Annotated in this window: 1 protein-coding gene; it reads left to right on the top strand. The window is 38.7% G+C overall.

All coding sequences use genetic code 11. The features are described from left to right. Positions 1-21 precede the first annotated feature (21 nt). The gene (locus tag BXU11_RS17695) at positions 22-14,529 is read left to right on the top strand and encodes a gliding motility-associated C-terminal domain-containing protein (protein WP_139363498.1); all 14,508 of its coding nucleotides are present in this window, start codon (positions 22-24) and stop codon (positions 14,527-14,529) included. Positions 14,530-14,584: the final 55 nt, after the last annotated feature.

The raw sequence follows: 14,584 nt of genomic DNA, 5'->3' as shown, positions 1-14,584 counted from the left end.
ATCACTATTAAATAGTTTAAGATGAAAAGACAATTACACCTAAGTATCCATAAGATAAAATTGAACAAATCATTTATTTTGTTTGTTTTTCTTTTAATGACTGGATTTGTAAACTCACAAACAATTACACCAACAAAAACGGTTACTGTAAGACCAGGAGTATGTGGTAAAATTGATGTTGAGTTAAAATTGCAAGGTTCTAATCCAGTGGCAAGGCCTTCTGAAGTTGTTTTAGTAATAGATGTTTCAGGAAGTATGGGTTTCGATATTGCTAATGATCCAAATATACCTTTAGATTATGCAAAAGATGCTGCTATAAGTTTTATAAACAATGTCTTTACTCCAGCAAACAATCCAACAGGAAAAAATAAAATCGCAATAGTAAAATATAGTAGCAATGGTTCATTAGTAAGAACTCTAACACTAGCTTCTGGTAAACAAACTTTAATTAATGATGTTAATGCTTTAGTTGCAAATGGATCAACAAACATAGAGGACGGAATTAGAAAAGCTGATCAAGAGTTAACTGCAAAAGGTACTTTTGATTGTATTACATCAAGAAGTATTGTGCTTTTAACAGATGGTGTTGCTACTAGAAATGTAGCAAATGGTGACAACTGTACTAATGGCCAACAAGGCACATGTATTCAAGCAGCTATTACAGCAGCAAATGATGCTAAAACAACTGTTGTTTCTGGAACTACATATAACAATCAAATTTTTGCAGTGGGTTTATTTGGTGCAATATCAGGAACAGATCAAAGTAATGCTGAATATACCTTAAACAATGTTCAAACGGCTGGTGCTTTTTTTACAGAAAACGCAGCGAACCTAACTGGAATTTATAACCAAATATCTACTCAACTTTCTTGGATTGCTCAACAAATTACTGGAACACCATTTGCAACAGAGTCAGTTAGTAATGACTTTACAATAGGAGCGGTTACACCTTCAAAGGGAACAGCATCTGTTTCAGGTCAATCGATTTCATGGAACATTGACTTTTTGAATGTAGAAACAATAACCCTAAAATATGAACTTACACCAAAGGCAAATGTATGTGGAAGTAAAACTGTAAGTTCTTCATCTCTAAATTATCGAAACACTAGTTGTCAAAATTCAACACTAAACATCCCAACATCTTCAACAAATATTCCTTGTCCAATTATCACTTTAGCTTCGCAAACAAACGTAAGCTGTTTTGGCACCTCTACTGGGGCAATAACATTAAATGATGCTACTGGAGGTACTTCTCCGTACACTTATGATTGGTCAGATTTAACTGGAACCAACGACCCAAAAAACAGAACAGGATTAGCTGCAGGTACCTATATTGTTACTGCTACAGATAAAAATGGATGTAGTACTGCGGCTTTAACAGTAAATATAACGCAACCAGCAGCGGCTTTAGCTTTAGCAGCTTCTTCTAAAACAGATGCTTCTTGTTTTGGAGCTAGTACTGGATCGGTAACTGCAGGAGCTGTAACTGGCGCCGTAGGAACGGTAACTTATTCTTGGAAAAATGCTTCCAATACAGTGGTGGGTTCAACTGCTTCTGTAAATAATTTGCCTGCGGGAATTTATACTGTAACGGTTAGTGATTCTTGTTCTTCTCAATCTAATTCAGTAACTGTTGGACAACCTGCAGCAGCTTTAGCTTTGGCAGTTTCTTCTAAAACAGATGCTTCTTGCTTTGGAGCTAGTACGGGTTCTGTAACTGCAGGAGCTGTAACTGGCGCCGTAGGAACGGTAACTTATTCTTGGAAAAATGCTTCAAATACTTTGGTGGGTTCTACTGCTTCTGTAAATAATTTGCCTGCGGGAATTTATACTGTAACGGTTAGTGATTCTTGTTCTTCTCAATCTAATTCAGTAACTGTTGGACAACCTGCAGCAGCTTTAGCTTTGGCAGTTTCTTCTAAAACAGATGCTTCTTGCTTTGGAGCTAGTACGGGTTCTGTAACTGCAGGAGCTGTAACTGGCGCCGTAGGAACGGTAACTTATTCTTGGAAAAATGCTTCCAATACTGTGGTGGGTTCAACTGCTTCTGTAAGCAATTTACCTGCGGGAACTTATACTGTAACGGTTAGTGATTCTTGTTCTTCTCAATCTAATTCGGTAACTGTTGGTCAACCTGCAGCGGCTTTGGCTTTAGCAGCTTCTTCTAAAACAGATGCTTCTTGTTTTGGAGCTAGCACTGGGTCTGTAACTGCGGGTAACGTAACTGGCGCCGTAGGAACGGTAACTTATTCTTGGAAAAATGCTTCTAATACATTAGTTGGTTCAACTGCTTCTGTAAATAATTTGCCTGCGGGAACTTATACCGTAACGGTAACTGACTCTTGTTCATCTCAATCTAATTCAGTAACTGTTGGACAACCTGCAGCAGCTTTGGCTTTGGCAGTTTCTTCTAAAACTGATGCTTCTTGCTTTGGAGCTAGTACGGGTTCTGTAACTGCAGGCGCTGTAACTGGAGCTGTAGGAACAGTAACTTATTCTTGGAAAAATGCTTCTAATACAGTAGTTGGTTCTACTGCTTCTGTAAATAATTTGCCTGCGGGAACTTATACCGTAACAGTTAGTGACTCTTGTTCATCTCAATCTAATTCTGTAACTGTTGGACAACCTGCAGCAGCTTTGGCTTTGGCAGTTTCTTCTAAAACAGATGCTTCTTGCTTTGGAGCTAGCACTGGGTCCGTAACTGCGGGTACCGTAACTGGCGCCGTAGGAACGGTAACTTATTCTTGGAAAAATGCTTCCAATACAGTGGTGGGTTCAACTGCTTCTGTAAATAATTTGCCTGCGGGAATTTATACTGTAACGGTTAGTGATTCTTGTTCATCTCAATCTAATTCAGTAACTGTTGGACAACCTGCAGCAGCTTTGGCTTTGGCAGTTTCTTCTAAAACAGATGCTTCTTGCTTTGGAGCTAGTACGGGTTCTGTAACTGCAGGAGCTGTAACTGGCGCTGTAGGAACAGTAACTTATTCTTGGAAAAATGCTTCCAATACTGTGGTGGGTTCTACTGCTTCTGTAAATAATTTGCCTGCGGGAACTTATACTGTAACGGTTAGTGATTCTTGTTCTTCAAAATCTAATTCAGTAACTGTTGGACAACCTGCAGCAGCTTTGGCTTTGGCAGTTTCTTCTAAAACAGATGCTTCTTGCTTTGGAGCTAGCACTGGGTCTGTAACTGCGGGTAACGTAACTGGCGCCGTAGGAACGGTAACTTATTCTTGGAAAAATGCTTCTAATACATTAGTTGGTTCAACTGCTTCTGTAAATAATTTGCCTGCGGGAACTTATACCGTAACGGTAACTGACTCTTGTTCATCTCAATCTAATTCAGTAACTGTTGGACAACCTGCAGCAGCTTTGGCTTTGGCAGTTTCTTCTAAAACTGATGCTTCTTGCTTTGGAGCTAGTACGGGTTCTGTAACTGCAGGCGCTGTAACTGGAGCTGTAGGAACAGTAACTTATTCTTGGAAAAATGCTTCTAATACAGTAGTTGGTTCTACTGCTTCTGTAAATAATTTGCCTGCGGGAACTTATACCGTAACAGTTAGTGACTCTTGTTCATCTCAATCTAATTCTGTAACTGTTGGACAACCTGCAGCAGCTTTGGCTTTGGCAGTTTCTTCTAAAACTGATGCTTCTTGTTTTGGAGCTAGTACAGGTTCTGTAACTGCGGGTAACGTAACTGGCGCCGTGGGAACAGTAACCTATTCTTGGAAAAATGCTTCTAATACAGTAGTTGGTTCTACTGCTTCTGTAAATAATTTGCCTGCGGGAACTTATACCGTAACGGTAACTGACTCTTGTTCATCTCAATCTAATTCAGTAACTGTTGGACAACCTGCAGCAGCTTTGGCTTTGGCAGTTTCTTCTAAAACTGATGCTTCTTGTTTTGGAGCTAGTACAGGTTCTGTAACTGCGGGTAACGTAACTGGCGCCGTGGGAACAGTAACCTATTCTTGGAAAAATGCTTCCAATACTGTGGTGGGTTCTACTGCTTCTGTAAATAATTTGCCTGCGGGAATTTATACTGTAACGGTTAGTGATTCTTGTTCATCTCAATCTAATTCTGTAACTGTTGGACAACCTGCAGCAGCTTTGGCTTTGGCAGTTTCTTCTAAAACTGATGCTTCTTGTTTTGGAGCTAGTACGGGTTCTGTAACTGCAGGCCCTGTAACTGGAGCTGTAGGAACAGTAACTTATTCTTGGAAAAATGCTTCTAATACAGTAGTTGGTTCTACTGCTTCTGTAAATAATTTGCCTGCGGGAACTTATACCGTAACAGTTAGTGACTCTTGTTCATCTCAATCTAATTCAGTAACTGTTGGACAACCTGCAACGGCTTTGGCTTTGGCAGTTTCTTCTAAAACTGATGCTTCTTGTTTTGGAGCTAGTACAGGTTCTGTAACTGCGGGTAACGTAACTGGCGCCGTGGGAACAGTAACCTATTCTTGGAAAAATGCTTCCAATACTGTGGTGGGTTCTACTGCTTCTGTAAATAATTTGCCTGCGGGAACTTATACCGTAACAGTTAGTGACTCTTGTTCATCTCAATCTAATTCAGTAACTGTTGGACAACCTGCAACGGCTTTGGCTTTGGCAGCTTCTTCTAAAACAGATGCTTCTTGTTTTGGAGCTAGCATTGGGTCTGTAACTGCGGGTAACGTAACTGGCGCCGTGGGAACAGTAACTTATTCTTGGAAAAATGCTTCCAATACTGTGGTGGGTTCTACTGCTTCTGTAAATAATTTGCCTGCGGGAACTTATACCGTAACAGTTAGTGACTCTTGTTCATCTCAATCTAATTCAGTAACTGTTGGACAACCTGCAACGGCTTTGGCTTTGGCAGCTTCTTCTAAAACAGATGCTTCTTGTTTTGGAGCTAGCATTGGGTCTGTAACTGCGGGTAACGTAACTGGCGCCGTGGGAACAGTAACTTATTCTTGGAAAAATGCTTCCAATACAGTGGTGGGTTCAACTGCTTCTGTAAATAATTTGCCTGCGGGAATTTATACTGTAACGGTTAGTGATTCTTGTTCATCTCAATCTAATTCTGTAACTGTTGGACAACCTGCAGCAGCTTTGGCTTTGGCAGTTTCTTCTAAAACTGATGCTTCTTGTTTTGGAGCTAGTACGGGTTCTGTAACTGCAGGCCCTGTAACTGGAGCTGTAGGAACAGTAACTTATTCTTGGAAAAATGCTTCTAATACAGTAGTTGGTTCTACTGCTTCTGTAAATAATTTGCCTGCGGGAACTTATACCGTAACAGTTAGTGACTCTTGTTCATCTCAATCTAATTCAGTAACTGTTGGACAACCTGCAACGGCTTTGGCTTTGGCAGTTTCTTCTAAAACTGATGCTTCTTGTTTTGGAGCTAGTACAGGTTCTGTAACTGCGGGTAACGTAACTGGCGCCGTGGGAACAGTAACCTATTCTTGGAAAAATGCTTCCAATACTGTGGTGGGTTCTACTGCTTCTGTAAATAATTTGCCTGCGGGAACTTATACCGTAACAGTTAGTGACTCTTGTTCATCTCAATCTAATTCTGTAACTGTTGGACAACCTGCAGCAGCTTTGGCTTTGGCAGTTTCTTCTAAAACTGATGCTTCTTGTTTTGGAGCTAGTACAGGTTCTGTAACTGCGGGTAACGTAACTGGCGCCGTGGGAACAGTAACCTATTCTTGGAAAAATGCTTCTAATACAGTAGTTGGTTCTACTGCTTCTGTAAATAATTTGCCTGCGGGAACTTATACCGTAACGGTAACTGACTCTTGTTCATCTCAATCTAATTCAGTAACTGTTGGACAACCTGCAGCAGCTTTGGCTTTGGCAGTTTCTTCTAAAACTGATGCTTCTTGTTTTGGAGCTAGTACAGGTTCTGTAACTGCGGGTAACGTAACTGGCGCCGTGGGAACAGTAACCTATTCTTGGAAAAATGCTTCCAATACTGTGGTGGGTTCTACTGCTTCTGTAAATAATTTGCCTGCGGGAATTTATACTGTAACGGTTAGTGATTCTTGTTCATCTCAATCTAATTCTGTAACTGTTGGACAACCTGCAGCAGCTTTGGCTTTGGCAGTTTCTTCTAAAACTGATGCTTCTTGTTTTGGAGCTAGTACGGGTTCTGTAACTGCAGGCCCTGTAACTGGAGCTGTAGGAACAGTAACTTATTCTTGGAAAAATGCTTCTAATACAGTAGTTGGTTCTACTGCTTCTGTAAATAATTTGCCTGCGGGAACTTATACCGTAACAGTTAGTGACTCTTGTTCATCTCAATCTAATTCAGTAACTGTTGGACAACCTGCAACGGCTTTGGCTTTGGCAGTTTCTTCTAAAACTGATGCTTCTTGTTTTGGAGCTAGTACAGGTTCTGTAACTGCGGGTAACGTAACTGGCGCCGTGGGAACAGTAACCTATTCTTGGAAAAATGCTTCCAATACTGTGGTGGGTTCTACTGCTTCTGTAAATAATTTGCCTGCGGGAACTTATACCGTAACAGTTAGTGACTCTTGTTCATCTCAATCTAATTCAGTAACTGTTGGACAACCTGCAACGGCTTTGGCTTTGGCAGCTTCTTCTAAAACAGATGCTTCTTGTTTTGGAGCTAGCATTGGGTCTGTAACTGCGGGTAACGTAACTGGCGCCGTGGGAACAGTAACTTATTCTTGGAAAAATGCTTCCAATACTGTGGTGGGTTCTACTGCTTCTGTAAATAATTTGCCTGCGGGAACTTATACCGTAACAGTTAGTGACTCTTGTTCATCTCAATCTAATTCAGTAACTGTTGGACAACCTGCAACGGCTTTGGCTTTGGCAGCTTCTTCTAAAACAGATGCTTCTTGTTTTGGAGCTAGCATTGGGTCTGTAACTGCGGGTAACGTAACTGGCGCCGTGGGAACAGTAACTTATTCTTGGAAAAATGCTTCCAATACAGTGGTGGGTTCAACTGCTTCTGTAAATAATTTGCCTGCGGGAATTTATACTGTAACGGTTAGTGATTCTTGTTCATCTCAATCTAATTCTGTAACTGTTGGACAACCTGCAGCAGCTTTGGCTTTGGCAGTTTCTTCTAAAACTGATGCTTCTTGTTTTGGAGCTAGTACGGGTTCTGTAACTGCAGGCCCTGTAACTGGAGCTGTAGGAACAGTAACTTATTCTTGGAAAAATGCTTCTAATACAGTAGTTGGTTCTACTGCTTCTGTAAATAATTTGCCTGCGGGAACTTATACCGTAACGGTAACTGACTCTTGTTCATCTCAATCTAATTCAGTAACTGTTGGACAACCTGCAACGGCTTTGGCTTTGGCAGTTTCTTCTAAAACTGATGCTTCTTGTTTTGGAGCTAGTACAGGTTCTGTAACTGCGGGTAACGTAACTGGCGCCGTGGGAACAGTAACCTATTCTTGGAAAAATGCTTCCAATACTGTGGTGGGTTCTACTGCTTCTGTAAATAATTTGCCTGCGGGAACTTATACCGTAACAGTTAGTGACTCTTGTTCATCTCAATCTAATTCAGTAACTGTTGGACAACCTGCAACGGCTTTGGCTTTGGCAGCTTCTTCTAAAACAGATGCTTCTTGTTTTGGAGCTAGCATTGGGTCTGTAACTGCGGGTAACGTAACTGGCGCCGTGGGAACAGTAACTTATTCTTGGAAAAATGCTTCCAATACAGTGGTGGGTTCAACTGCTTCTGTAAATAATTTGCCTGCGGGAATTTATACTGTAACGGTTAGTGATTCTTGTTCTTCTCAATCTAATTCAGTAACTGTTGGACAACCTGCAGCTCCATTAAGTGCAACTGCTATTATTATAAACAATAACAACTGTGCAAATTGTAACAATGGCTCAATAAACATTACTGTCACAGGAGGAACATCACCTTATACTTTCTTATGGTCAAATGGTTCTACACTAGAAGACATTTCTGGCTTACAAAACGGAAATTACACTATTGAAATTACTGATAAAAATGGCTGTAAAGCTAATTATAATTACGCTATTTCAGAATCAAGTATCAACATCACCAAAGAAGGTACTTATGTTGATGCTAATAATGATGGTATTACCAATGTAGGTGATGTAGTTTCTTATAACTTTGTAATCAAAAACACTGGAAACACCACTTTAACTAATATTACTGTTACAGATAATAATGCTACAATCTCTGGTGGACCAATTGCCACTCTTGCTGTAGGCGCAACTGATGCTACTACATTCTCTGGCAGTCATATCATCACTCAAGAGGATATCAATACTGGTTATGTGTACAACTTGGCTACTGTTACTGGTAAAGATCCAGAAAACAAATCTGTTACTGATACTTCTTCGGATCCTACACCTTGTACTTCTTGTCCTGTGAACCCTGAATGTACAGATTGTACCATTACTCCATTGACTCAAACTCCAAGTATCAACATCACCAAAGAAGGTACTTATGTTGATGCTAATAATGATGGTATTACCAATGTAGGTGATCTAGTTTCTTATAACTTCGTAATCAAAAACACTGGAAACACCACCTTAACTAATATCACTGTTACAGATAATAATGCTACAATCTCTGGTGGACCAATTGCTACTCTTGCTGTAGGCGCAACTGATGCTACTACATTCTCTGGCAGTCATATCATCACTCAAGAGGATATCAATACTGGTTATGTGTACAACTTGGCTACTGCAACGGGTAAAGATCCTAAAGGAAATCCTGTTACTGATACTTCTTCGGATCCTACACCTTGTACTTCTTGTCCTGTGAACCCTGAATGTACAGATTGTACCATTACTCCATTGACTCAAACGCCAAGTATCAACATCACCAAAGAAGGTACTTATGTTGATGCTAATAATGATGGTATTACCAATGTAGGTGATGTAGTTTCTTATAACTTTGTAATCAAAAACACTGGAAACACCACTTTAACTAATATTACTGTTACAGATAATAATGCTACAATCTCTGGTGGACCAATTGCCACTCTTGCTGTAGGCGCAACTGATGCTACTACATTCTCTGGCAGTCATATCATCACTCAAGAGGATATCAATACTGGTTATGTGTACAACTTGGCTACTGTTACTGGTAAAGATCCAGAAAACAAATCTGTTACCGATACTTCTTCGGATCCTACACCTTGTACTTCTTGTCCTGTGAACCCTGAATGTACAGATTGTACCATTACTCCATTGACTCAAACGCCAAGTATCAACATCACCAAAGAAGGTACTTATGTTGATGCTAATAATGATGGTATTACCAATGTAGGTGATCTAGTTTCTTATAACTTCGTAATCAAAAACACTGGAAACACCACCTTAACTAATATCACTGTTACAGATAATAATGCTACAATCTCTGGTGGACCAATTGCTACTCTTGCTGTAGGCGCAACTGATGCTACTACATTCTCTGGCAGTCATATCATCACTCAAGAGGATATCAATACTGGTTATGTGTACAACTTGGCTACTGCAACGGGTAAAGATCCTAAAGGAAATCCTGTTACTGATACTTCTTCGGATCCTACACCTTGTACTTCTTGTCCTGTGAACCCTGAATGTACAGATTGTACCATTACTCCATTGACTCAAACTCCAAGTATCAACATCACCAAAGAAGGTACTTATGTTGATGCTAATAATGATGGTATTACCAATGTAGGTGATGTAGTTACTTATAACTTTGTAATCAAAAACACTGGAAACACCACTTTAACTAATATTACTGTTACAGATAATAATGCTACAATCTCTGGTGGACCAATTGCCACTCTTGCTGTAGGCGCAACTGATGCTACTACATTCTCTGGCAGTCATATCATCACTCAAGAGGATATCAATACTGGTTATGTGTACAACTTGGCTACTGCAACGGGTAAAGATCCTAAAGGAAATCCTGTTACCGATACTTCTTCGGATCCTACACCTTGTACTTCTTGTCCTGTGAACCCTGAATGTACAGATTGTACCATTACTCCATTGACTCAAACGCCAAGTATCAACATCACCAAAGAAGGTACTTATGTTGATGCTAATAATGATGGTATTACCAATGTAGGTGATCTAGTTTCTTATAACTTCGTAATCAAAAACACTGGAAACACCACCTTAACTAATATTACTGTTACAGATAATAATGCTACAATCTCTGGTGGACCAATTGCCACTCTTGCTGTAGGCGCAACTGATGCTACTACATTCTCTGGTAGTCATATCATCACTCAAGAGGATATCAATACTGGTTATGTGTACAACTTGGCTACTGCAACGGGTAAAGATCCTAAAGGAAATCCTGTTACTGATACTTCTTCGGATCCTACACCTTGTACTTCTTGTCCTGTGAACCCTGAATGTACAGATTGTACCATTACTCCATTGACTCAAACGCCAAGTATCAACATCACCAAAGAAGGTACTTATGTTGATGCTAATAATGATGGTATTACCAATGTAGGTGATCTAGTTTCTTATAACTTCGTAATCAAAAACACTGGAAACACCACCTTAACTAATATCACTGTTACAGATAATAATGCTACAATCTCTGGTGGAACAATTGCTACTCTTGCTGTAGGCGCAACTGATGCCATTACATTCTCTGGCAGTCATATCATCACTCAAGAGGATATCAATACTGGTTATGTGTACAACTTGGCTACTGCAACGGGTAAAGATCCTAAAGGAAATCCTGTTACTGATACTTCTTCGGATCCTACACCTTGTACTTCTTGTCCTGTGAACCCTGAATGTACAGATTGTACCATTACTCCATTGACTCAAACGCCAAGTATCAACATCACCAAAGAAGGTACTTATGTTGATGCTAATAATGATGGTATTACCAATGTAGGTGATCTAGTTTCTTATAACTTCGTAATCAAAAACACTGGAAACACCACCTTAACTAATATCACTGTTACAGATAATAATGCTACAATCTCTGGTGGAACAATTGCTACTCTTGCTGTAGGCGCAACTGATGCCATTACATTCTCTGGCAGTCATATCATCACTCAAGAGGATATCAATACTGGTTATGTGTACAACTTGGCTACTGCAACGGGTAAAGATCCTAAAGGAAATCCTGTTACTGATACTTCTTCGGATCCTACACCTTGTACTTCTTGTCCTGTGAACCCTGAATGTACAGATTGTACCATTACTCCATTGACTCAAACGCCAAGTATTGACGTTATAAAAATTGCTACCTCTACAAGTTTCAATAAAGTTGGAGATATTGTCAACTATGTAATAACTGTGAAAAATACTGGAAATGTAATCTTATCCAATGTAAATATTACCGATCCATTAACTGGATTTAGCACGATTATAGAAAACTTAAATGTTGGTCAAATTCTTGAGTACAACCAAAGTTATACCATTAAACAACTAGATTTAGATAAGGGTTCCGTTTTAAATATTGCTTCAGCTTCTGGTAAAGACCCCAAAGGAAATACAATTTCAGATGAGGACAGCGAAATTGTAAACGAAAAAGCCAATACCATTGATGCAATTGATGACAATGTTGGAACAGTTGTAGGTGTGAATCAAATTACTCCTAATGTCATTAATGTGTTTACCAATGATACTTTAAATACAACAGCAGTAAACCCTTCAGATGTGATTCTTACCGCTGTAACATCAAATCCATTTTTAATAATGAATCCTGACGGTTCAATTGATGTATTACCAAATGCTCCAGTTGGAACTTTAACATTGACTTATCAAATTTGCGAAAAATTAAATACATCAAATTGCGATACAGCAGTGGTAACAGTAATCATAGAAGCGCCAAGCATGACTGTTTCTGGTGAATCAATATGTGTAAATGATGTACCGTACTTTAAATACACAACAACAGCAAATAATTTTACACCTGTAAATGGACTAACTGTAACATGGAAAGATAGCAACAATAATATTGTAAGTACAATGACCAACTTACCTTTAAATGGACAAGTGCTATGGCCAGGCGCTGTTATTGATGCTAATGGAAACGGTACTGATTGGCCTGGTTGGATATTAGTAAATGGCAAATGGATGGAAAGTTCTGATGGTTTCGAAAATCTAAGACCAACTGCAATTGTCGCTCTTACATTAAACCCAACAGAAACTATAGTTGTGAGTTATCCTCCTTCAATTCCATTTTGTACTTCAAGACCTATATTTACAATAGATGCCGTAAATGACACTGCAGAAACTCTTGACGGTTTTGGAGGAGCAACAAATGTTGTTAACGTATTTACTAATGATACATTAAACACAGTAACTCTAAACCCTAATGATGTCAACCTGACTCTAACAATACCTGATCCAACTGGATCATTGGTATTGAATCCTGACGGTTCGGTAGATGTAAATCCAAATACTCCAACTGGAACTTATATTTTAACTTATCAAATTTGCGAAAAAGCAGATGAAGGAAATTGTGACACAGCGGTGGTAACAGTAAATGTTGAATTCTCATTACCTCCTGCTCCGCCTGTTCCTGTTTTTGCCCAAGATGATACTGCTGGTCCAATTGATGGGGCTAATGGCAAAACTAACATTCTAAATGTGTTAACAAATGACTTTCTTGGATTAGCTTCTGCTACCCTAAATAATGTTTCATTATCTCTTGTAACTCCTGATCCAACTGGATATATGACTATGAATACTGATGGATCTATCGATATAAAAGATGGAACTCCTGCAGGAACTTATATTTTAACGTATCAAATATGTGAAAAAGATAAACCATCAAACTGTGATACAGCAATTGTGACAATTACAGTTATATGTAGAGATCAGACTAAAATCGCTGGAATTGTGATTAATGAAGGTACAAAAAAACCATTAGCAAATGTACCAGTTACTTTGATTCCACAAGGAACTACTACTGGATCAGTTCAAATAAGAATCACTAACGCTGAGGGGTATTATAACTTTACAGGAATGGTTCCAGGAGATTATTTGGTACAGGTTCAAGATGCCAACTTGAATGCATCCTATCAATTATATCCAACAAGTTCAAGTTTATTTTTTACAACCTTAGAAAATTGTAAATATCAGGCTCATAATTTCGGTTTTGACAAATCAAATTTACCAGTATTAGGAGACTTTGTATGGTATGATGTGAATAATAATGGCTTGCAAGATGAATGGTTTGACGCTAATAATGACAATGTAGTAACCAAAAATGTTCCAGACGCCAATGGCTCATTTGATTATAGTAAATGGGAATGGATCGACTTGAATGGTGATGGTAGTTACAAAGGAATATTGAACGTTGGCGAATTGAATGCTGCCGGTTTTGGAAATGCAAAATCTGCTAATGTATTTGTAACTGGACCAAGCAACTACTCTGATTCTGTAATCGTTGGCATTCAAGGTTTTTGGAGAAATAGACCAACAGCTGGTGTATTTGGGGAGTATAAAGTAGAACTAAAAATGGACTCCAACTTAGAAGCTCAATCATCAGCCATGGGGGCAACTGGTTTAGTGAAAGTTCTTCCGAATACTGATCGAAAAATACCTGAAAGTAAAACTACTGCGTTTGAAGTTTGTGGGCCAACAAATAATACGGTTCAAACCGCTAATCTAACGTCAACAAACCAAGTAAATCTAGACTTAGATTTTGGTATTAGCTGTAAATTATTTGCTAATATTCAAGCTTCAAATGACACCTATAATGTTACGCAATGCTCTATAGCAAATGAAATTAGAAATGCATTGGCAAATGACCTATTGAATGGATCACCGGCTGATATTGCAAAATTCAAATTCAAATTACTTACAGCTCTAAGCCAATTTATTATTATCGATGACAATGGAAACATCACATTAACAGACGATGCTAAAGCAGGGATATTTAAATTTGAATACCAAGTATGTGAAGCTGCCAATCCTACCAATTGTAGTACTGCTACTATAACTATTAATATTACAGGAATAGAACCTGTAACCATCAATAGTACTGCTTGTAATGCCGATACTTCGCCTTTAGATTTAAATTCATTACTACCAGCTGGCATACCAACTGACGGAACATGGATTGATACAGACAATACAGGTGGTTTAAATGGAAGCATCTTAAACACATTTGGAATACCAACCAACAAATACAACTATGAATACAAAATTGGTGGCCTTTGTCCAAGATCTATTTTCTTAATTCTAGATGTTAATTTTGATTGTAAAGTCTTGGGTTGCGGAACTATTATAGTACACAATGCGTTCTCACCAAATGGCGATGGATTAAATGATATCTTTAAAATTGATAGTATAGATGATACCATTTGCTATCCTGAAAATACCATAGAAATATACAATCGTTGGGGAGTATTAGTTTTTGAAACTAAGAACTACAATAATACTTCGAACTATTTTGACGGAGTCTCAAGAGGTAGAACAACGGTGAGCCAGTCCTCAGGATTACCTAATGGAACATACTTCTATATTTTAAACTATACTTCTTTTGATCTAAATGGAAATCCAGTTCAAAATAAAAAAGACGGCTATTTGTATCTATCAAAATAAACGAATGATAAGAAAACACAACCATTTAACCTACTTCATCCTTATAAATCTAATG

Source organism: Flavobacterium sp. LM5 (assembly GCF_002017945.1).
GTDB classification, from domain to species: domain Bacteria; phylum Bacteroidota; class Bacteroidia; order Flavobacteriales; family Flavobacteriaceae; genus Flavobacterium; species Flavobacterium succinicans.
Note: the sequence above shows the minus strand (reverse complement) of the source record. Positions and strands in the feature narration are given on the sequence as shown.